Here is a 21218-nt window from a genome sequence, read left to right as displayed (position 1 = left end):
AACCCACGGTGGCGGCGGATGTTCTCCACCAGCCGGACGACGTGCTTCGCCACGTACGCCATGCCGACCAGGAAGACGGCGAGGATGAACAGGAACAGCCAGGTCGGGCCGAACGACGACCGGGCGGCTTCGGGCCAGGCGAGCGCCGGATCGGACGGATGCTGCACGAACCTCAGCAGGATTCCCGGCGCATCGCCGGGACCGGCGTCGGGCCAGCCGTTGCCGGACAGCAGCGCCGCGAGCTGACCGGCCAGCCAGATCACCAGCGCGAGAGCGAAGCCGACGCCGGCCACCACCGACCCGACGATGACGAGGAAACGGACTCCCGCATCGTGCCCTTCAGAGCTCACGGTCCCCACTCCTGCCGAGTCTGTCTGCCGCCCGTCAGGCAGAGCGCCGGTCCTTCACGCCAAGTTGAACCGGGACTGTACTACCCCGGCATCGTGGTTGGCGGTGGGTGCTGTCGATCTTCCACTCATTCACGAACACCGGAGACAGTTGTCTGGTGCCGTATCGACCGAGGTGCTATCTTACCGGTCGGTAGCACTGGCCGGAAGATCACCGACTCGACCGGATCCAGAAAGGCGGCAGCGCTTGAGCCGGGTTTTTCCCGCTTACCTGGTGGAGTTGGACCAGCGTGGCGGCCTTGTGGTCAACGGTGTGCCGCTGCCCCACCAGCTGTATTACGCCGTCGACGCCCACGACGAAGGCGAAGCCCAGTTGGGCTATGCGTTGCACGAGATCTCCGCCTTATCCGCCGGTCGGGACCCGGGCGATCCGCCGATGGAAGTGACGGTGCAGGACCAGCGCGCCGGCGGGCTGGGCGTCCACCGCTTCTCGTTACCGCCGCGGACGGCGCTGACGCTGGCCGATCTGCGCGTACCGGCGTCACCGGTCCCGCCGGCCTCCGATGCGCGTCGGCTCCCATCGGTGCAGGAGCAGGTGCGCGCGGCAGGTCCGCCGCCGCCGGTCGCGATGCTGGACCCGTCGCCGGCTCCCGTTGACGAGCCGGCGGCTTCCGTCGCGACGCCGGCGGCTTCCGTTGCGACGCCCGCGCAGATCGAGCCGGAGCCCGCTGCCCCAGCAGGGCCGGCGACGGCGCGAACTTCCGGACCGGGCGGTCGCGCCGGCAGACACCGAGCAGGATCGCGCGCCGGCGGCGCCCCGCCTAGGTTGCGCGATCGGGTGGCGATCACTCCACCGTCTCAGCCGGAACCGGAATGGGAGCCGGCGGTCGAGTCGGCGACGCAGGCGGCACCGGGCCCGGACCCCGGCCCGGTCCTCGAGCGGGCGATCGCGCCGGACCTGGAGCACGATCCGCTGGTGGCGTTCGTCCGGTCACTGGCCGCGCCGCCGGTTGAGGCTCCCCCGGTTGAGGCTCCCCCGGTTGTAGATCCTCCGGTCGAGGCTTCCCCGGTCGAGGCTTCCGCGGTTACGGCTTCCCCGGTTGTGGATCCTCCGGTTGTGGGTCTTCCGGTGCCGGCGTCCCCGGCCGTGCCGATGCAGTTGGCGCCCGTGCCGATGCGGAGGCCAGGCGGGCCCGTCCCCCCGATGCGGCCGCAGCTGATCGAGTTCGTGCCCAACCCGAGCTCCGCGGAGACCGCGCCGGAATCGGAGCCGCCATCCGAAGCGGTTCCGCTGCCCGAGGAGAAGACACCGGAGCCAGCAGGGCGCCGCCGCCCGAGGCGGCGCAGGCTGCTCCTCGTGGTGGTGGTCGCGCTGCTGGTCGGCTTCGGCGTCGGCCGGGCGGTGGTGGCCGCGCGTGCCACCCATCCGTACACAGCGGTATGCGTCGATCTGCGAACCCAGCAGCGGGTGCAGATCGATCGTTGCGCGCTGGCAGATCAAGGCGTGTATCGACGTTGGTACATCAAGGCGGGCAGCGGTGTTCCCGCGGTCGGCGAGGCTCCGCGCACCGGTGGCACGAGCACGCCCACCGGGCGGAAGGTGCGTATCAACGAGGCATTTCGCCCCGGCGCGGTGAATGACTGGAAGTAAACCGAGGGTCACGGGTGATGCCCCGTATCCGTGGCGTTACCGCAAGCAACGAGCGAATGGCAACGGGTGCGATTTATCCCCCTTGATGATATTGACAGCGTGGATGCCCCTCCGTCACGCTCATCCGTACCCGTACCCGTGCCCGCCACCCGGCATCGCGCCGACCGGCAGTCGGTGTGAAACGGGGGCGCGAATGTCCAGAGTCTCCTGAGAAAGGCGTCACCAGCGTGTGGTCGCGGCCTGGTCGACCCATAGAAAAAATTGCTCGATGTAAATGTACCCCCGGGCAAAGGAGAGCTCCGCGTGACCGTGCGTGAGGCAGGCGCGAAACCAGGCCAGACCTCCGTCCCGGCCAGATCGCGCACCGCCCGCCAGGCCCGCCAGGCCCGCAAGGCGAAGCGCGAGCGGGCGCGGGCGTTGTCCGAGGGACTGCGCTTCACCGGCAGTCGTCGCCGTTGGCTGTTGATGACCGGCGCGCTCGGCGTCGCCCCGATCGTTTCCCTGGTGTCACTGGTGGTCGCCCTCAACAAGCCCGGGCGCGTCGACATCGCCGACCTGGTCCGCGCCGAGATGCTCGCCGCCGGGTCGCAGTTTCCCAAGGGTGATGCGGTGATGTGGGCGGGCCAGGTAGCACGCGTGTGGGGCACCTGGGACGAGCGCGCCACGACGCAGCGCGCGGTGCTGCTGGCGCCCTACCTGTCGCAGGGTATGGACAGCCAGGCCGGCTGGAACGGCAAAGGGGTCCAGCAGGTGCTCTACGCCTCCGTCAACCCGGAGCCTGAGGTCCGCGACGCGAACCACGCGACGATCGACGCGGTCTATCAGATCCAGGACGGCACCTGGCGGTGCGTGGCGCTGCCGGTCTTCGCGTACAAGCCGAAAGACTTCGGCAGCGGTGCGCCATGGGCGTTCGCACTGGCCGGCAACCCGGTGCCCACCGCGTGCGCGCCGCGCACCGGCGCGCCGAGCCTGCCCTTCAGCCCGGCGCAGCAGGTGGACCGGGAGGGCGCCGAAGACCTGCGCACCGCGTTCCTGCCCGGCTTCTTCGCCGCGTGGGCCGCCTCCGACCAGGCCGCGCTGCGCCAGTACACGGTGTCCGGGCTACGCACCATGGGGCTCGGCGGCGCCTTCATGTCCTCGCCGCTGCCCACCATCGGCAACGTGGCGCTGCGTTCGGCGTCTGAGGACAGCGACGAGTACACCGCGACAGTCGCGGTCACGTGGAGCGTGTCCGGCTCGGCCGCCACGATCACCACGGTGTACGAGGTGCCGCTCACCAAGAGCGGTGCGCAATGGTTCGTCACCGGTGAGCCCGTGGCGCCGGTGCAGGACCCCGGCGTCGGCGGCGGCAACCCCGGCGGGACGGCCGTCGACCCGGCCACCAGCAACAGCCCTGGTATGTATCCGAACCCCTCGGGGAGTCCCGTCGTGCCGGGCACGTCGTTCCCCGGTGCCACGGTGCCGTCAGGGACCACGAACCCGTCTAGGGCCGGCGGGTGACGTGCCGCCGCCGAGTGCCATCCGTGTTGGCACCTATCTGGAGGACCACCAATGCATGACATCATCCTCGCCGCAAAAATCGAAACGCCTTTCGATGGGCTGATCGCGACGCTCATCTGGATCGGCGCCGTGGTGCTCGGCGTCTACGAGTACGGGCGGACCAAGGGCCGTGTCGGTCGTGCGGTCACGGTCACGCTGGGTGGTGGGCTGCTCGCCACGTTTCTCGTGTATCCAGAGCTGCTGACCACCACCCTGCCCGCAAAGTTCAGCGACGTCATCGTGTGGGCCGTGTCGCTGATCAAGATCCCCTGAGCCAGGTTCGCGAGAGCAGCCGCACCCGACGCGAGGAGGTGTCCCGCACCCGTGGCCGAAGAACACGACGATCTGGAGCAGCGTGGGCTGATCGCCCATTCCTACAGCAACTTCTTCAAAATCCGGAAGCGGATCCGTAAGGTGCAGGACATCTCCCTGCCGATGCGCCGTGGCCTCGGGGTCGAGCAGTTCGTGACGTTCTTCCTCGTGGTGATAGCGCTGCTGGTGTTCTACGGCACGGTGCTCGCGCCGCTGTTCGTCCTGACCGGCGTGCGCCCTGGCTGGCGGTTCTACCTGCTGTACTTCCTCGTGCCGGCGGTGCTGCTCGCCATACGGGTCGGCAAGCCGATGAAGTCGGGCAAGTCCATACCCGGATCCGTGCGGTCCTTGCTGCGCAAGGTGCTCGACGATCCGGTGCACCGGCGTGGCGTCCCGTTGCGCCACCGTCCGGCGGCCGGGTCCCGGATGCACTATCTGCGCATCTGGCAGGCCCATCCGACGCTCCGCCCGCACCTGCCGCCAGGCTCGACGTACGACACCGACCCGCCCCCGGGCGGCCAGCGGGTCGACCTCGACACCTGGCTTGAGAGTGTGGTCACCGAGCGCGCCGCAACGCTCCCACGCGTCGTCGGCACGGATGACGACGCGTGGCGTCGCCGGATGCGCGGTGCCGCCGGGCGTGTCGTGGTGCCCGGGGAGGACGACGACCCGAAGGGTGCCGACCAGTGAAGTTCTTCAAGCGCATGGCCGAGACCCGGGCCATGACCGATGTCAGCCTGCTGCTCGACAAGGAGGCGCGCGACGCGCACCGCCTTCCGATCGTCTACGGGTCCGACGACTTCTTCGTCAGCACGGACGCCGCCTGGTGCGGATACGCGATTCCGCCGAAGCCGTGGGGGTTCCTGCCGGAGAAGGACCGGCTCAACTACTACTACTCGGGTGTCTCGATCTTTGATCGCATGCTGCCCTCCGCCAAGGACAACGCCTGTCATCTGCTGGTGACCAACCGCGTCCACTCCGCGGACGAATGGCAGCGGGCGCTGCTGGAGCGCTATGCGAGGTACGCGACCCGAGCCTTCGCCGGCTACGTCGCGGACTCCCGGAACGCGATCGAGCGCAGCGAGTTCTGGGAGCAGGACGTCTACCTGTTCGTGCGGATGGGCGCACGGGGCAACCGCGGCGGGCTGATCGGCTCGTTCCGCGATGCCATGGCGTTCTTCGCCAGCGGTGCGGGCATCGACGACTCGCAGCCGGACGCCGACGAGATCGAGTTCTGGGGCGACCAGGCCACCGCACTGAACCAGGCACTGCAAACCTCGTGGCTGCGGGCCCGCCCGATCGGGCGCACCGCAGTCGAGGGCATCGTCCGGCACCTGGACACGCCGGCCCAGCCGACGCCCGACATCGCCCCGGCCGACGACTCGGAGTGGAGCATCGGCAAGTGGCGCACCGTGCTCGCCTCGTTCACCGAGGAGGTTCCGCTCGGGCAGTCGGGCAAGGACCGCTACAACTGCGTCAAGTTCACCACGCCGACCGGGACGGGCACGTCGTACGCGGCTTTCCTGGTACTCAGCTACATCCCGGACCACCTGCACTACTCACAGAACTGGACGCACCACGCCACCTCGCTCGACTTCCCGGTCGACATGAGCATCCGGTTCGAGATCATCGACCCCGAACGCGCCGAGAAGGACCTCGAGCGGCCGATCTGGGCGGCGGAGGCCCAGTTCGACGAGGACGTCGAAGCCGGGTACAAGCCGGACGAGGCCACACTCATCCAGCAGTCGGTGCTGCGTGACGTGAAGACGCGCGTACGGATGGGGCGGACGCCCTTGACGTATTGGCAGGCCACGCTGTGCGTGTCGGATGTCGACAAGGAAGTGCTCATGCGCAAGGTGGTGACGCTCATCCGGCACTACCGCGACATCCACTTCGAGCTCGTGTGCCCGCCCCTGGACCAGCGCGAGCTGTTCTACCAGTCATTGCCCGGCTCGGACCTGCTGATCGCCGACTGGTTGCAGCGCACCGACGCGTCGTACCTCGCGGCCGGGATGCCGTGGCTGACCTCCACGGTCGGCGACAACTCCGGCACCTACCAGGGCCACACGGTGCTCCTCGACGCCAACGGCACACTTCAGCCCGGCGTGCCGGTCTTCTTCGACCTGCAGAACGTCGCGGACGACGACGACCGCGCGCCGACCGAAGTGGTGACCGGCTTCCCCGGCTCCGGCAAGACGGTGAGCCGCGGGCTCAAGGTGGCCCTGGAAGACGCGCTCCGCGGCGTCACCCAGTTCATCTGGGATCCCAAGGGCGATTTCCGCCCGCTGTACGAGTACGCCAACGAAATGCATCTCGACCCGGAGAAGGTACGCCTGATCGACCTGCTCGATCCCAAGTCGTCGATCTCACTCGACGCGTTCGCCATCGCCGACGTCGACCACCACAACTTGATCGACGAACGCGAGACGCTGGCCTTGGAGGTGCTCTCCGCGCTGTGCTCCGAGTACGTGCACAATCCGGCGGGCGGTCTCACGTATGCGAACATCCTCGGCGTCGCGGTGCAGGTGGTGCTGCAGCGCGAGGCCCGCGAGCGGGTGCCGGCCACCATGCGGGGCGTGGTGGAGATCCTCACCGCGATCAGCACCAATGACTACTCCGACCCGGAACTGGCCAAGATGCCGGAGAACCGCCGGCGCGTGTGGCAGGAGCACGCCGACCTGCTCGTGCGCCACCTCAACCGGGTGGAGCGGTCGACGCTGGGCCGGCTGTTCTTCCGTGACCCCGGCGAGAGCGGAACCATGCGCATCGTCGAGGGCACGATGACGGTCTTCATCGCCATCGGGCTGCGCACGAGCGACGTGACCACGTCGGGCACCCAGCCCGCGCCGAGCCTGACCAACATCATCAGTGACGTGCTGTCCGGACTGATGGTGGACTACATCCGCAGCCTGTTGTCCAACATGCCGCACTGGGCGCCGAAGAGCGCGGTCTTCGACGAGTGGCATGTCATCAAACGCACCTCACGCGCGGAGGCCCTCGGTGACTGGTTGCGCCGGATGGGCCGGTCGCGCCGGTGCTCCGTGCGGCAGATGAGCCAGTCCGCCAAGGACGTCGACAGCGGGTCCCTGTCGGCCGCATGGTGCGGGCTGTGCGTCGACGAGGACGAGGCGCGGGCCGCCTGCCACCTGCTGGGCATCGAACCGTCCGACACCAACCTGCGCATGCTGATGAACCTCGGCAAGGGCGAGTTCCTGTTCCGTGACCCGCGCGGTCGGGTGGCGCGCGTCAAGGTCGACATCTGGTCGGACTGGCTGCTGGACAAGTTCAACACCCAGGCGGTCAGCAAGGAACGCCGCCTCGCCACGAACCCGGTCACCACCTTCAACGACAGTACCGCCACCGTTGCGTAGCCAGCGCGTTCAGAAAGGCCCACGATGATCGCTCTGCGCTCGAACCGCACTCCCACCCTGGCTGTCGCGGCCCGGGTGGCAGCCGCGGAACGCGCCGCCGCCCGGCGGCAGGCCTCTCCCGCCCGGCGCTGGCTCCGTCGCGGGATGATGTTCGTCGCGATCCTCTTCGGCATGCTGGCGTTCCTCGGCGGTGTCGGCGCCACACCGGCGCAGGCGGGCCTGGTGGATGACTTCAACAACAAAATCGCCGACCTCAGTAACTGGTGTGATCCGGAGAACATCAAGGTAGCGACCGTGTACGGCGTCGATATGAGTTTCGGGCTGAACATGCCGAAAGACGACGCTGACGCGGCCAGGTATGCCCAATTGCGCAAGACGGTCAAGCCCACGAAGATTGTCCAGAACGATAGTGCCTACAAACGGTTGCAGGCCCTCTACCCTCCCGGCGGCGACAACGATCTGGTCATCCACCCGTCGTACGAGCGGTATGGCTTCACCGCCCTGGAGTGGACGAATTACCAGAGCGGTTGCGGCATCAGTCTCGGGGCCTCTTCGATAGCGAGCGGAATTTTCGAGTTTCTGGTGAAGTGGCCCACCATGGCGACGATGGCGGGGGTGAAAATCGCCCTCGACAATGTCCTGTACGACATATTCGCCCTGTTGATCAGCCCGTGGATCGCGGCCTTCACGGCGATCTTCAAGCCGTGGGTGGCTGCGATCATCATACCCGTCGGGCTACCACTGGTGTGGGCGAAGACGCGCGGTTCAATATCGAAGACGCTGTCTGCGGCACTGTGGATCGGCTTCTGCATGGGTATCCTCCTCTGGCTCCCCAACAACACAACCAAGGTGGTGGCCACCGCCAACACCTTCGTCGCCGATTTCACCAGCAACGCCGCCTGCGAAATGATAAAGGCTGGCGTGAACAACCAGGTCGGCACGTTCAGTCCCGGCAATTGCGCCGGCGGCGGCAGCGACGGACTCAACAACGCGCTGTGGCGCGGCATACCGTACAACACCTGGATGTTCGGCGAGGTCGGCGACTTCCAGGCGCGGGCAGACCGCGCCGCCGAGGCGAACAATCAGATCGGTTGGTCGCAGGCCATCCTCAACGGCCTCTATGTCGGGAACGACCCGGCAGGCGTGCAGATTACGGCTGACGCATACGCTTGGAACAACGCCGGCTACGGCATCGGTGACGGCACCAAGACGGAACTTTGGACCGAGTTCGACCAATGGGAGAAGGTGCCGTTTCTGACCGTCGTCAAGTTCATGTGCAATGACACAGAGGAGGCCAACGATAAGAAGGGAAACGCCGACGACGAAAACAACCGGTGGATGAAGTCAACCTGCGATACGTCCGGTGGCACTTCGGAGTGGATCGACAACTTCCGCGGCGAACGCTACAACCAGCGACTGGCGGCCGCATTCACCGGTGGCATTGCCGCTTTCACGGTCTTGTTCGCGCTCGGGTTCGCCGCCCTTTTCGTGGCGTACCAGAAGATGATGTTCTTCTGGATCCTGCTGTGGGCGCCGCTGTGGCTGGTCATCGGGATGTTCCCGACTCGGCGCGACTTCGTCATCAGGTACGGCGAGCGGGCCGTCGGGGTCATCATCTACCAATGCGTCGGCGTGCTGGTGGTGCTGTTCGTCTCCAACTCGATGGCGGTCCTGCTGTACCCGACTCCCGGTTCCGGCGTGCCAGAAGTGCCGTGGGCGCTCAAACCGTTCGCCGCAATCATCTACTTCTGGACGATGATCACGCTGTACTTCCCGGCGCGAAAGATCGGCAAGGCCGTCACGAGGAACGATACCGAGATCGTCAACAAGTCGGTCGACGCGCCCAAGACCGCGGCGAAGTGGACGGCCAAGGCGGCGGTGGTCGCCACGGCCGCCGTGGCCACCGGCGGCACCAGCCTCGGCGCCGCAGCCATCAAAGGCGGCACCGCGGGCAAACTGGCGACGGGCCTGGCCGAGCATGGCGGGAAGGTCGGAGGGCTTCTTGGCAAGGGCATACAGTTTGCTGATTTTGCTCACAAGACCCGTGACATCTTCAAGGGGGACGGGTACGACCCAGCTTCCACCACCGGAAAGGGGCGCATCGCCGCGCTGGCGAAGACGTTTGCCGACCACTACAAAACGACTCGCAGGCACCACCCACTCGATCCGGCCAACCCGAGCAACAAGGACGTCGATCCGAACCTGCTGTACGCAGGGATGCTGCGGACAGCCAAGGAACAGGCCTTCAACTTCCTCAACTCGCCGCAATTCACCGACGGCACCGAAATCAAGGCCAAGGTGGACCTGGCGTCCGCCGACATCATGAGGCGCCTCCTGCATGATCCTAATAACCCCCACAGGACGCTGACCAAGCAAGATGTCGCAGCGCTGCTGCAGCAGAATCCCCGAGTTCTGTCCGCCGAGTATCATCAGCCTGGTCAGATGGATCCACGCCACCCGGCGACGGCCGCGCTCCTGAGATTGGAATTCACTCCTGCTTCTGCGACGGAGTGGAGGGAGGTGTTTCAGGAGGCCGTAGATGCCGTGGGGACATATGGATTGCCGGACAAGATCAGTGAGCTGTATTCAGTCGGCGACACCGCGCAGGACTTCTCCGAGATTTCCCTGCTGGGTGTGATGCGGCACCGGTCCCCCCAACTCGACATGGACGAACGCCTTGCAGACCTCGCCGCGTTTACCGCTGCTGCGGCGTCCATCCCGCGGGACCACCCGGCCTTCGACGCGGTCAACGATTACCGGACGGCGCTGGCCAGCCCCATGATGAGCGATGACGTCGTGAACGGGCTGGGCAGGAGAGTATTCGACGCGCTCATGACCGAAAACCCGCAGCTGCACTTCTTCCCGCGATGAACCGGAGCCCCTTCGCCACCTACCGGGGCCGGCTGGTGCGCCGGGTCCTCATCGGCCTGAGCGCGACAGCGCTGGGTCTCATCTTTGCCGCCCGCCTGACCGGTGGCGGCGCCGCCGGAACGTCGGGAACGGACGACTGGGTCAACGTGTTCCCCGAGAACAAGGCACCCAACGTCCAGCCGTTCGCCGCCGATCCGTTCCTGGCCAATCGGCAGGCCACCCAGGACACCCTGGACCGGAACCAGTACAGCCCGGAGGACCGGGCCCGTTACGACGCCGCCGTGGCGACGGCCGTGAAGTTCGCGCAGGCATACGCGACGTACGACGCCAATCGCACCCCCCAGAGCTACGTCAACGCCCTGCCCGGGGTGTCGGCCGAGCTCCGGCCGACGCTGCTGGCCGAGGCCACCGCCCGCTGGCCGCAGTACACGCACGACAAAGCGTTGGCGGCGGCCCGGGTGAGCGGCGTGCCCCCGGCTGTGGTGCTGTTCGAGCAACTGAAAGCGGAGGTACGGGTGCAGGTGCTGCAGGACGTCACCGGTCTCAGTGGACAGCGCACCAACACACCGACCTACCGCGTCGAACTGACGTGGACGTCCAACGCGTCGGCCGGCCCCGCTCCCGGTCCGAGCGAGACTCCCGCCCAGGTCGCCAGCGAACTGGGCGGCGCCTGGTCGATCATCCGGGTCCGGGTCGAGTAACCCTAGCGAAGGGAAGGAGGTGCGGCGGTTGTCCGCCAAGAACCGACGGCCAGTGACGAAGGCCAAGCGCAGCGCACCGGCGCAACCGGCAACCCCGACCGTGACGCTGACGCCACTGCCTCCCGGGCCACGGCCAATGCGCTGGGGCGTGCAGCGGTGGGCGCGCCGCCTGTTCGGCCAGCCGATCCGCACGTTCTTCGTGGTCTTTCTCTGGCTTGGTTCGATGTTGATGTACATCGCGCTCGTGGCTCCCTATGTCGCCTACGGCTCGGCGATGTTCATGGGCGTTGGGCTGGCACTGTTCTCGGGCATCGCCGTCCATCTCTGGCCGACCCGCACCGCACCGTGGCGCACCGTGGCCTGGGCCGCGGTCGCGTCCGCGTACACCGGCGCCCAGCTGCAAATGTTGAACGTCGGGCAGCTCGCACTCACCGGTGCGATGCTGGTTGGCTTTGCGATTGTGCTGCTGCGCATCGGCAGCAACGGCCGCCGGCTGGTCGAGTTGTTCCGCACCTGGTGGTCCCTGCGATGAGCCGCCGCCGGAATCCAGGGGGGTCGCGGTGCCCGGATCGGGAATAGAGGCGAGCGTCTGGTCGGGACTGCGGAACAACTGGCGCCCCCTCGTGCTCTACTTCATCGCGCCGATCCTGCTGGTGCCTACCGTGACGGTGGTCGGCGCCTCGTTGTTCATCACGTTCGCCGCCGGCCGGGCGGTCACCAGCCCCGACAGTGCCACGATTCCGGCCGAGAAGCGGGCCGCCGCGATGCTGGAGCTCTTCGCCTGCCTGCGTGACGGCCCAGCCGTCTGCGGGCATTTCGACATCACCGTCAAGTTTCTCGACCGAATCAGCGATGGCACATTCGCCTATACGCCGTTGGCCGTCACTGATCCCGGCGAAGCCGTCAGCGGTGAGCAGCGCCGGGTCAAGCTGGACGGCCTCACCGCCGTGCAGGCGCAAGCCGTCGGCGCCGCCGTTGCCCGAGTCGCCTCGGTGCCCGCCCCAGCCAGGATGACCGTCACGCGGGCCGGTGACCAGCTCGAAACCGTGACGTTCGTCGAGGCGAGTCTGCACGGCACCGTGACTTTTACGCGCAATGCCGACACCTACCGGCTGCGCAGCATCACGTATCAGCCCGAGGGCAAGACCAGCCGGTGATCACCAGGTATTGGCCCGAGACGAACGTGAGGTGCGACACCCGGTGAAGAAGATAGTGGCGGGCGTGCTGGCGATCTTCGCCGCACTGTTGGCTGTGGTACTGGTGTGCATGGGCACGGGCATGTCCCTGATGGCGGTGCTCTTCGCGGGAGCGGTCAATTCCTCCTCTTCCCTGTTGATCATGGGAGAGACGACGGCTGGCTGCGATACCGACATCCTCGGGTCCGACCTCGCCGTCTCCGGCGCCAACGCCGGGGACGGCGAGACCTATGCCACGCTCAGCGAGGCCCAGCGCCGCAACTCGATCACCATCATCGGCGTCGCCAAGGGCTTCAACGTTCCCGTGCAGGGCTGGGTCATCGCCCTGATGACCGCCCAGCAGGAGGCCAGCCTGCTCAACAAGGCATCCAGACGCAACCCGGGCTCGCTGAACTACCCCCACGACGGCGTCGACGCCGGCGATCACGACAGTGTCGGTCTCTTCCAACAGCGCGACGCCTGGGGCCCCATGGCGGCTCGGATGGACCCGGCCATGTCGGCGGCGATGTTCTTCACCGGCGGCGAGGACGGGCAGCGCGGCCTGTTCGACGTCAAAGGCTGGCAGGCGATGGAGCCCGGGGACGCCGCGCAGGAGGTGCAGGTGTCGGCCTACCCCGACAGGTACGCGCGGTGGGAACGCCTGGCTCGCGACATCGTGGCCAATCTCGGCGCCTCGGCCCCGTCGATCAACGTCGGCGGCGTCGGCTTCATCGACGGCGACAGCAACGGCAACGGCAACGGCAACGGCAACGTCGGTGGCAACGTCGGCGGAACGCTGTGCGGCAACGGGCTCGGGCTCGACTGCCCGGAGACCAAGTTCCCGGAGGAGAAGGAAGCGCTGACGCCCGACGCGCTGCGGGTGCTCCGCTGCATACACCAGAACTTCCCCACGATCGTTGAGTTTCACGGCATCGGCGAGCGAAATGGTCCCTCCGACCACCCGTCCGGCAGAGCGATCGACGCGATGGTCCCGGGCTGGAACACCGCCGCCGGCAATCAACTTGGCTGGAAGATGGCCGAATGGCTGCGGACCAATGCGAAAGCGTTGGGCGTGAAGTACTTGATCTGGGATGTCAAGATCTGGAACATCGAACGCGACGCCGAGGGCTGGCGCGTTTTCACGAACCACAGCGGCGACCCGACCACCAAGCACCAAGATCACGTGCACATCAGTGTGTACGGCAACGCCGCGACCGGTTTCGAGGGGACCTGGACGGCGCCGCTGCGGGCCGGCTACCGAATCAGCACCCACTTCGGCGTGCGGGACGCCGCGCACACCGACCATGACCACGAAGGCGTCGACCTGGCCCCGTTCGGCCCGTATGTCAATCCGCCGCCGATCTACGCGGTTGCGGCGGGCGAGGTCATCTTCGCCGGCGCGGCCGGTGGCTTCGGCAACCTGATCAAGATTCGGCACGCCGACGGCACCGTCACGTACTACGCGCACCAGAGCAAATTCAGCGTCAAGGAGGGTGAACGCGTCACCGCCGGCAAGCAGATCGGCTACGTCGGCTCGACGGGCAACAGCACCGGCGACCACCTGCACTTCGAGGTCCACCCGAAGGGCGGGGAGCCGGTCGACCCCGAGCGGTTCATGGCCAAGCGCGGCGTGAAACTCTAGGAGTCCACGATGGACAACAGCCGCATCGCCGCCCTGCTCGGATCGGCTCGGGGGCGCACCCTGACCACCTGGCTCGCCGTGCTTGTCGCACTCGTGCTCGTCGGGGTCTACGTCTACGTCGAGCTCATCGCCGGGGACGAGAAGCCGGAGCACGCCGCCACGGCCAGCCCGGCGGCGTCGCCCCCCTCCGCCGGGCCGACTGCGCCGGCGAGCGTGTCACGCCCGGCCGATCCGAGCGAAGTGGAGGGGGAACCCGGCGACCTGCGGGACGAGGGACAGGACCCGTTCGACGACACCGCGCCGGCGGTGTCCAGCCCGCCGTCCACGACCGCGACGCCCGGCGGCACCGACCGCGGCGAACGATCCACGCCGCCGGGGCTGAGGGAGACGGCCGAGGGCTTCGGCAGGGCATTCACCAATACGCAAGGCGGCCAGCGGGCCTGGTACGAGCGGCTCGCAGCGTTCCTGAACGCGGACACGGCCGCACCGTACAAGAACGTGCCGATCGAGAACGTCCCGACCGGCGCCGTCGTCAACGTCGAGCTGCACGAGTTGGCCGCCACGGTCGGGGAGGCCCGCCTCACCTACGACACCGGGCTCGTCATCGACATCAGATTGGCGCACAACGCCGTCAAGTGGGAAGTCGTGAGCGTCGTCGACCGGGTGCTGCCCGGACGCAGCCCCGTGGCGAACTGAGCGAAACCGTGGACACGAACACCCTGGGAGCACGTGGATGAAGCACACCACCACACGGCCGGTCGGCGGCCGGGGTATTGTGGTCGTTCTGTCGGGGCTGCTCGCCGCCGGCTGCACCACCGCTCCGGCGGCCGAGAAACCGGCGCCCTCCACCCGCGTCGCGGTGTCCGGCATGCCGTCGACGTTCGCCGCCGTCGCCGACTGGTCCGTCGCGGTCCGACGCGGTTCGACCGTTGCGGCCGCGGACCCGGGGATCCTGGTGCTGCAGCCGGCCGGCGCCTGGGGCTACGCGGTCAGTGTGCTCGATCCCGGCACCGGGGTGCCGCGCTGGATGTCTGTGCCGATCCCGATCACCGCTGGTGCGCCGCAGGCCAGGTTCACCTCCGACGACGGGCACGCGTGGGTCGTGGTGGAGTCCACCGTCAACACGGCGACCACGCTGTGGGTGTTCGACGCGTACGCGGTCGGCCGCAACGTGCGGCCGGTTCAGGACCACACGTTCGAGGGTGCGGAAGGCAAGCCGCCGGTGGTCACCGTCACCGACCGGGGCGTCCTGGTGACCAGGGTCAAGGGCGGCGCAGCCTTCGTGTACCGGCCGGCCTCCGGCGTCGCGCAGGTGTTCGTCACGCCAGGTCAGGTGCCGATCCGGTCGTACGGCACCGACGTGCTGGTCACCCTCGCCGGCGGGTTCGGGCTCATCGCGGAGAAGATCGGGTGGCTGTCGAAGGATCGAGTGCCGCCGGGGGTCGCATCCCCCGCGACGGCGACGGTCGTGGCAGTCGACGGGCCCTTCGTCGTCGCGTCGTGGATCGGTACCGACCAGCGGACCACGCTCGCGCTGCACGAACTGCTCACCGGCCGGGTCCGGGCCACCAGCAGGCTCATCGCGACCGATCCGGCGATCCACCAGCCCCAGACCTTCGTGGTGGCACGCGACGGTGCCTGGGCCGTCTACGGGTCCCGCGCCTTCAATCTGAGCACCGGAGCCGAGACGGCGCTGCGGGGCGGTCCGTACACCTTCACCCAGATCCAGGACGGGGTCGCATACGGTGTCGTCGAGGCAGCCGGCAGGGCACCTTCGGCGTCACCGCCGGCGTTCCCGCCGGCCACGAAGCAGCCGGCGGTCGTCGACCTGCTGACCGGTGCGGCACTGGACGCGGGGACCCCGCGCGCGGTGCCGAGCGACTTCGACGGGCTCGGTCACGGGCTGCTGGTGGTCCGCGCCGCTCGGAGCGGCGACGACACGCTCTTTGCTGTCCCGCTCAAGCGGTGGGTGCCGTAGCACGCCGCCGAGCCCCCTGCACCCGACCCGTTCAGCCGGACACTGAGAGCGACGCGAGCGCGGCCGTGAGGTCGGCCGTCATGCGGTGATCCGCCCGATGCGCAGGACGAGCGCGTCGACGGTCTCCTCGAACGGCGGCCACGGGAAGCCGGGCACGAACTGGCGCATCATGACCGCGCCGTGCAGCGACGTCCACAGGATGGTCGCGTCGGTGAAGGGGTCGGTGCTGGCCGAGCGGCCGGCGGCGGCGCACGCGGCGAGGCCGTCGACGAGGACCTCGAACGCCTGCAGGCGGCTGCGCCAGCGGGGCGGCACGTCCTCCAGCCGCAGCGGCATCTTCAGCTCCGGGCGGCCCTCGCGGAGACGGCCGAAGAGGACCCGGTACCGGGCGGGCTCGCGCAGGGCGAAGTCGACGTACGCATGGCAGCCGGCCAGCAGCGACTCGACCGGGTCGTCGGGCCCGGCGCCGATGGTGTCGAGGATGCGCTGGCGCAGCCGCTCGAACGCGATGTCCAGCACGGTCTCGATGATGGCGTCACGGTCGGCGAAGTGGGCGTAGATCGACGGGGCGGCGATGCCGGCCTCACGGGCGACGGACCGCAGGGTGATCGCGGCCTCGTCACCCTCGCGCTCCAGGATGCGTTCGGCGGCGGCGACGATCTCGTCACGCAGGAGGCCGCCCTCGCCCCTGCGGTTGCGAGTGCGGCCTCCCGAGGTGCTCATCGGTCCATCATGCCGGTTGCGGCACGGGCACCGCCCCGGCGGGCGCGTCCTCGGCTGCGGGGACCGGCGGCACCGGGGCGGCGGGGCGGACGACCGCCACCGCGACGGCCATCAGCAGCGCGATCCCGGCGGCGACCAGCGCGCCGCGGTCCATCGCCGAGGTGAACGCGGCGTCGGCGGCGGACAGGACCCGCTGCGCGTCGGCCGGCGGCATGGCGGCCGCGGCGGCGTGCGCGGCCGGCAGGTCGGCGTCCGGCAGCACCAGGCCGGGATCGCCGCGGTACGCCGAGGAGACGACCGTGCCGAGGACCGCGATGCCGAGCACGCCGCCGAGCTCGCGGATGACGCTGTTGAGCGCGCCGGCCATGGAGCCGTACTCGGCCGGGACGGAGCCGCTGATCTGCAGGCTGGCCGGGGCCATCATCATGCCCATGCCCAGGCCGATGACCGCGGTGCCGCCCGCGATCTGCCAGAACGCGGTGTCCACGGCGGTGGTGGACAGCGACAGCAGGCCCACCACGGCGAGGGACAGGCCGAGCACCAGGGTCCAGCGCACCCCGAGCCGCTTCGACAGCAGCGCCGAGGTCGCCGAGGTGGCCGCCATGGCCACGGCGAACGGCATGGCGCCCAACCCGGCCACGAGCGGGCTGTACCCGTGCACCAGCTGCAGGTACTGCGACAGCTCGAACAGCGTGCCGAACAGCACGAAGAACACGACGGCCAGGGACAGGGCGGCGAGCAGGAAGGTCCGGTTGGCGAACAGGTCCAGGCGCACCAGCGGCGAGGAGGCCCGCAGCTGCCAGACCACGAACGCGACGGACAGCACCACCGCCGCGCCGAGCTCGGCGAGGCCCGTGGCCGCCGTCCAGCCCCGGGTGGGCGCCTGGATCACGAAGTCGACCAGCAGCGCGACCGCGGCGGTGGACAGCAGCGCGCCGGGCACGTCGAGCCGGCCGGTGCGCACGACGGGGACCGCGGGCACCAGGTAGAGCACGGCGACGAGGGCGCCGGCGACGAGCGGCACGTTGATCCAGAAGGCGCTGCTCCACGAGTAGTGCTCCAGCAGGGCCCCGCCGGTGACGGGGCCGATGAGCACGCCGATGCCGGCCGCCGCGGACCACGCCGCGAACGCCTTCGGCCGCTCCGCCGGCGGGAAGATGCGGGTGATGATCGCGAGGGTGGCCGGCATGACGAACGCGGCGCCGAGCCCCATCACCGCCCGCCACGCGATGAGCTGCTCCGGCGTGTCGGACAGCGCGGCGACCGCCGACCCGCCGCCGAAGACGAGCAGGCCGCCGATGAGGGCGCGCCGCGAGCCGAGCCGGGCACCGAGGCTGCCGGCGAGGATCAACGCCGCGGCGAAGACCAGGGTGTACGCGTCGGTGATCCACTGCAGGTCTGACGTGGTGGCGTGCAGCCCGTGCGCGAGCGACGGCAGGGCGGTGTTCAGCACGGAGTTGTCGAGGGTGACGGCGACGAGGGTGAGGCTGAGCACCGCGAGCGCGGCCCACCGGCGCGGATGGTCGGGCATGGGAACACTCCTTACGGACGTTTGTTTACGCCCGTAAGGTTAACTACGTCAGCTAACGGCTGTAAAGTTACTTGAGCGGGATCCAGGACGTGGCCGTCGTCACCTCCGCCAGGACGTCCGGGACGGGCGACACGCCGATGCCGGGGCCCTGCGGCACCGCGACGTGCCCGCCGGCCAGCACGAACGGCGGTGTGATGTCGCGCGCGTAGTACCGGTCGGAGGCGGACGTGTCGCCGGGCAGCGTGAACCCGGGCAGCGCGGCGAGGGTCACGTTCGCGGCGCGGCCCAGGCCGGTCTCCAGCATCCCGCCGGCCCACACGGCGACGCCGTTGGCGGCGCAGACGTCGTGGACCCGCCGCGCCTCCAGGTAGCCGCCGACCCGGCCGGGCTTGATGTTGACGATCGAGCAGGCGCCGAGCGCGATCGCGTCGGCGGCGGCGCGGGCGCTGACGATCGACTCGTCGAGGCAGATCGGCGTGCGGATCAGCCGGGCCAGCGCCGCGTGGCCGCGCACGTCGTCCTCGGCGAGGGGCTGCTCGATGAGCAGCAGGTCGAACGGGTCGAGCCGGGCGAGCTGCCGCGCGTCGCCGAGGGTGTACGCGGTGTTCGCGTCCACCTGCAGCAGCACCGCGTCGCCGAACCGCTCCCGGACCGCCCGGACCGGATCGACGTCCCAGCCGGGCTCGATCTTGAGCTTGATCCGCAGGTAGCCGGCGTCGAGGTAGCCGGCCACGGCGTCCAGCAGCGCCGGCACCGAGTCCATGATGCCGACGGAGACGCCCGCCGGGACCCGGTCGCGGACCGCGCCGAGGAACCCGCCGAGCGGCATGCCCGCGGCGCGCAGCACGGCGTCGAGCACCGCCGTCTCCACCGCCGCCTTCGCCATCGGGTGCCCCTTGAACGGCGCGAACGCCGCCTCGGCCGTCCACGCGTCGACACCCTCCGCCAGGCCGCCCGCCGCGGCGGCCGCGAGGGCGGGGGCCAGGAACCGGCGGATCACCTCAGCGGCGCCGTCGACGTGCTCGGAGGAGTACAGCGGCGCCCCCATCGCCACGCACTCGCCCCATCCCTCGGCGTCCGCGCCGACCGCCCGCACCAGCAGCACGTCCCGTTCCCGTTCGGTGCCGAACGAGGTGCGGAACGGCGCGACCAGCGGCATCGCGATCCGTCGCAGCTCCAGGCCTTCCAGCCGCATCTACGCCTCCTTGGTGAGCAGGTAGAACCCGTCGCGGGTGACGCCCTCGACCCGCCAGCCGGCGGCGAGGCGCCCGGCCATCGCCTCGCGCACCGCGAGCCGCCACGCGAGGGCCGCCGCCGGGTCGCGCGGGCGCAGGTCCTCCACGTCGGTGGGCACCGCCACGAGCAGCCGCGGTACGTCCACCGCGTCCGGCACCGGCACCGGGGCGCCGTCCGGGGCGCGGTCGAGGAGCTTCGCCGTACCGGCGACGTCGACGACGACCGGGGTGCCGCGGGCGGCCGCGACCGCCGCGGGCGCGTCGAGCCGCCACACGAGCAGCAGCCGGTCGCTGAGGTCGCCGCTGTTGATGCCGTCGGCCATCGCGCCGTAGAACTCCGGCAGGTAGCGCACGGCCCGGCCGCCGAGCTTGGCGAGGTTGAAGTACGCGTTGCGGCGCACCAGGGGGTCGTAGGTCCAGTGCACCTCGGGCACGCCCCGGGCGAGGCTCCAGGCCCGCTGGTGCTGCTTGAGGGCGAACCCGACACCCCGGCCGAGACCGCCGGGCTCGACCCCGGCGACGAAGGAGTGCAGGTGCGGCGCGCCGGTCCGGTCCCGGCCGAAGAAGCCGACGGCGGCCCCGGCGAGCCGCCCGCCCCGGTACGCGCCGGCGACGTAGTTGCCCGAGTGCGCGTACGTGCGCAGCAGGCCGGGCGCGGCGACCTCGGCCGGGTGGTCGGCCCGCCACACCCGCTGCAGCAGCAGCGACGTGTCCTCGTAGGCGGACGGGTGCCCGGCGCCGGCGGCCGCGGCGGTCTCGACGACCTCGACCCCGGCGTGCCGCGCGGCGGCCCGGGCGCACGCCCAGGCGTCCTCGACCAGCGACCCGCCCGCCGGACCGCCCGCCGGACCTTCTGCCGGACCTTCTGCCGGACCTTCTGCCGGACCTTCCGCCGGACCTTCCGCCGGGCCGGTGGGCGAGGGCGGGGGCGGGGGCGGTGTCACGGCTCCCGGCCGATCGCGGCGACCAGCCCCGCGACCAGGGCGGCCCGCTCCGGCATGCTCGCCAGGTCTGCCCACTCCCCCTCGGCGTGCGCGTTGCCGCCGATGACGCCGAGCCCGTCGAGGGTCGGCACGCCGATCCCGGCGGTGAGGTTGCCGTCGGAGCCGCCGCCGACCGCCTCGCCGGTCACCGGCGGCAGGCCCAGCTCCGCGGCGACCCGCTGGGCCAGGGCGAACGTCGCCGCCGTCGCCGACTCCGGCATCGCCGGGCGGGACGGGCCGAACTCGACCTGCAGCTGCGCGCCCGGCAGCACCGGCCGCAGGTCGCGCAGGGCCGCGTCGACCCGGGCCAGCTCCGCCGGGTCGAACGCGCGCACGTCGATGCTGAGCCGCGCCGCCGCGGGCACGGTGTTGCTGGTCGTGCCGGCGGTGGAGTCGGTGGGGGTCACGGTCGTGCCGGGCGGGGCGCCGAGCTGCGCGATGCGCAGCACCTGGTGGGCCAGCTCGATCCCGGCGTTGATGCCCAGGTGCGGGGCGACCCCGGCGTGCGACGCGCGGCCGGTCACGTTCAGCGCGTAGTGCGCGATGCCCTTGCGGGCGATCTTCAGCCGGCCCCCTGCGCTGCCCTCCAGGATCAGCGCGCCGGCCGCGCCGGCGGCGGTGTCCTCGATCAGCGCCTGCGAGGCGGGCGAGCCGATCTCCTCGTCGGAGTTGCACACCACGGCGACGCCGTCGAGGTCGCCGGCCTCGGCGAGGGCGGCGAGGGCGTGGAACAGCACGACGAGGCCGCCCTTCATGTCGACCACGCCGGGGCCGGTGCAGCGCGCGCCGTCGACGGTGAACGGCCACCGGGCGAGGGTGCCGACCGGCCACACCGTGTCGAAGTGCCCGACCAGCACGACCCGGGCGGGCCCGCCGCCGAAGCGCCACCGCAGCTGCGGGCGGTCGGCCACGACGACCCGCTCGGGGGCGAGGCCGGTGCACCGCCGGCCGAGCTCGGCGACGACGTCGGCGCACCTGGCCAGGGCATCGAGGTCGGACGACGGCGACTCGACGGCGACGAGCCCGGCGAGGTCCTCACGCATGACGGGCGCGGCGGCCCGGAGCTTCTCCAACGCGCTCATCGCACCAACCTATCCGGATCTTCGGTCCGGGACCTCCGCCGCGCGCGGAAGGTCGCGCCGCCGCCACCCGCCGCGCG

Annotated in this window: 17 protein-coding genes and 1 pseudogene; 12 read left to right on the top strand and 6 right to left on the bottom strand. The window is 69.9% G+C overall.

The window, feature by feature from the left end; genetic code table 11:
- Positions 1-350: pseudogene (locus AB0H83_RS36200) on the bottom strand (hypothetical protein); the annotation flags it as partial.
- Between the two features lie 271 nt (positions 351-621).
- Between AB0H83_RS36200 and AB0H83_RS36195 the strand changes: the two are divergent.
- The 12 genes from AB0H83_RS36195 to AB0H83_RS36140 all read left to right on the top strand — a co-directional run bounded on the left by AB0H83_RS36195 (position 622) and on the right by AB0H83_RS36140 (position 15587).
- Positions 622-1998, top strand: coding sequence for a hypothetical protein (locus tag AB0H83_RS36195; protein ID WP_360103091.1), 1377 nt, complete (start codon positions 622-624; stop codon positions 1996-1998).
- 303 nt (positions 1999-2301) lie between these two features.
- Positions 2302-3498 carry a conjugal transfer protein gene (locus AB0H83_RS36190; RefSeq protein WP_360103089.1) on the top strand — a complete coding sequence of 399 codons (1197 nt, stop codon included), beginning with the start codon at positions 2302-2304 and terminating at the stop codon, positions 3496-3498.
- A gap of 51 nt (positions 3499-3549) precedes the next feature.
- A complete protein-coding gene (locus AB0H83_RS36185) occupies positions 3550-3810 on the top strand; it encodes a hypothetical protein (protein ID WP_360103087.1) in 261 nt (86 codons plus the stop codon).
- Between the two features lie 51 nt (positions 3811-3861).
- Positions 3862-4539: a TcpE family conjugal transfer membrane protein gene (locus AB0H83_RS36180; RefSeq protein ID WP_360103085.1), complete on the top strand. Its 678-nt coding sequence runs from the start codon at positions 3862-3864 to the stop codon at positions 4537-4539.
- A complete protein-coding gene (locus tag AB0H83_RS36175; protein WP_360103083.1) occupies positions 4536-7220 on the top strand; it encodes an ATP-binding protein in 2685 nt (894 codons plus the stop codon). Before AB0H83_RS36180 ends, AB0H83_RS36175 begins: the two co-directional genes overlap by 4 nt.
- A 24-nt stretch (positions 7221-7244) precedes the next feature.
- Entirely contained in the window at positions 7245-10091 is a 2847-nt protein-coding gene (locus tag AB0H83_RS36170; RefSeq protein WP_360103081.1) for a hypothetical protein, read from the top strand.
- Positions 10088-10792: a hypothetical protein gene (locus AB0H83_RS36165; protein WP_360103079.1), complete on the top strand. Its 705-nt coding sequence runs from the start codon at positions 10088-10090 to the stop codon at positions 10790-10792. Before AB0H83_RS36170 ends, AB0H83_RS36165 begins: the two co-directional genes overlap by 4 nt.
- 28 nt (positions 10793-10820) lie before the next feature.
- Positions 10821-11324: a hypothetical protein gene (locus tag AB0H83_RS36160; RefSeq protein ID WP_360103077.1), complete on the top strand. Its 504-nt coding sequence runs from the start codon at positions 10821-10823 to the stop codon at positions 11322-11324.
- 91 nt (positions 11325-11415) lie between these two features.
- Entirely contained in the window at positions 11416-11949 is a 534-nt protein-coding gene (locus AB0H83_RS36155) for a hypothetical protein (RefSeq protein ID WP_360103075.1), read from the top strand.
- 43 nt (positions 11950-11992) lie between these two features.
- Complete coding sequence (locus AB0H83_RS36150; protein WP_360103073.1) at positions 11993-13609, top strand: M23 family metallopeptidase; 1617 nt, start codon at positions 11993-11995, stop codon at positions 13607-13609.
- Positions 13610-13618: 9 nt separating this feature from the next.
- Positions 13619-14305 carry a hypothetical protein gene (locus tag AB0H83_RS36145; protein WP_360103071.1) on the top strand — a complete coding sequence of 229 codons (687 nt, stop codon included), beginning with the start codon at positions 13619-13621 and terminating at the stop codon, positions 14303-14305.
- A gap of 37 nt (positions 14306-14342) precedes the next feature.
- Positions 14343-15587 carry a hypothetical protein gene (locus AB0H83_RS36140; protein WP_360103069.1) on the top strand — a complete coding sequence of 415 codons (1245 nt, stop codon included), beginning with the start codon at positions 14343-14345 and terminating at the stop codon, positions 15585-15587.
- A 78-nt stretch (positions 15588-15665) separates the two neighbouring features.
- On the opposite strand, the gene AB0H83_RS36135 is transcribed toward AB0H83_RS36140, so the two are convergent.
- The 5 genes from AB0H83_RS36135 to AB0H83_RS36115 all read right to left on the bottom strand — a co-directional run bounded on the left by AB0H83_RS36135 (position 15666) and on the right by AB0H83_RS36115 (position 21141).
- Complete coding sequence (locus AB0H83_RS36135; protein WP_360103067.1) at positions 15666-16310, bottom strand: TetR/AcrR family transcriptional regulator; 645 nt, start codon at positions 16308-16310, stop codon at positions 15666-15668.
- A gap of 7 nt (positions 16311-16317) precedes the next feature.
- Entirely contained in the window at positions 16318-17841 is a 1524-nt protein-coding gene (locus AB0H83_RS36130; protein ID WP_360103065.1) for an MFS transporter, read from the bottom strand.
- Between the two features lie 67 nt (positions 17842-17908).
- Positions 17909-19036: an o-succinylbenzoate synthase gene (menC, locus tag AB0H83_RS36125; protein WP_360103063.1), complete on the bottom strand. Its 1128-nt coding sequence runs from the start codon at positions 19034-19036 to the stop codon at positions 17909-17911.
- Entirely contained in the window at positions 19037-20020 is a 984-nt protein-coding gene (locus AB0H83_RS36120; RefSeq protein WP_360103061.1) for a GNAT family N-acetyltransferase, read from the bottom strand.
- Positions 20017-21141: a M20 family metallopeptidase gene (locus AB0H83_RS36115; RefSeq protein WP_360103059.1), complete on the bottom strand. Its 1125-nt coding sequence runs from the start codon at positions 21139-21141 to the stop codon at positions 20017-20019. The genes AB0H83_RS36120 and AB0H83_RS36115 overlap by 4 nt, the downstream gene beginning before the upstream one ends.
- Positions 21142-21218 lie beyond the last annotated feature (77 nt).

It is taken from the genome of Dactylosporangium sp. NPDC050688, assembly GCF_040654515.1.
GTDB lineage: Bacteria > Actinomycetota > Actinomycetes > Mycobacteriales > Micromonosporaceae > Dactylosporangium.
The sequence above is the reverse complement of the archived record's forward strand: the minus strand, read 5'-3'. Positions and strand labels throughout refer to the sequence as shown.

What these genes read in the sequence shown, in the direction of transcription:
- AB0H83_RS36185 (WP_360103087.1), top strand. Translation starts at nt 3,550, where the DNA reads ATGCATGACATCATCCTCGCCGCAAAAATCGAAACGCCTTTCGATGGG.
- AB0H83_RS36170 (WP_360103081.1), top strand. Translation starts at nt 7,245, where the DNA reads ATGATCGCTCTGCGCTCGAACCGCACTCCCACCCTGGCTGTCGCGGCC.
- AB0H83_RS36165 (WP_360103079.1), top strand. Translation starts at nt 10,088, where the DNA reads ATGAACCGGAGCCCCTTCGCCACCTACCGGGGCCGGCTGGTGCGCCGG.
- AB0H83_RS36145 (WP_360103071.1), top strand. Translation starts at nt 13,619, where the DNA reads ATGGACAACAGCCGCATCGCCGCCCTGCTCGGATCGGCTCGGGGGCGC.
- AB0H83_RS36140 (WP_360103069.1), top strand. Translation starts at nt 14,343, where the DNA reads ATGAAGCACACCACCACACGGCCGGTCGGCGGCCGGGGTATTGTGGTC.
- AB0H83_RS36135 (WP_360103067.1), bottom strand. Translation starts at nt 16,310, where the DNA reads ATGAGCACCTCGGGAGGCCGCACTCGCAACCGCAGGGGCGAGGGCGGC.
- AB0H83_RS36130 (WP_360103065.1), bottom strand. Translation starts at nt 17,841, where the DNA reads ATGCCCGACCATCCGCGCCGGTGGGCCGCGCTCGCGGTGCTCAGCCTC.
- menC (WP_360103063.1), bottom strand. Translation starts at nt 19,036, where the DNA reads ATGCGGCTGGAAGGCCTGGAGCTGCGACGGATCGCGATGCCGCTGGTC.
- AB0H83_RS36115 (WP_360103059.1), bottom strand. Translation starts at nt 21,141, where the DNA reads ATGAGCGCGTTGGAGAAGCTCCGGGCCGCCGCGCCCGTCATGCGTGAG.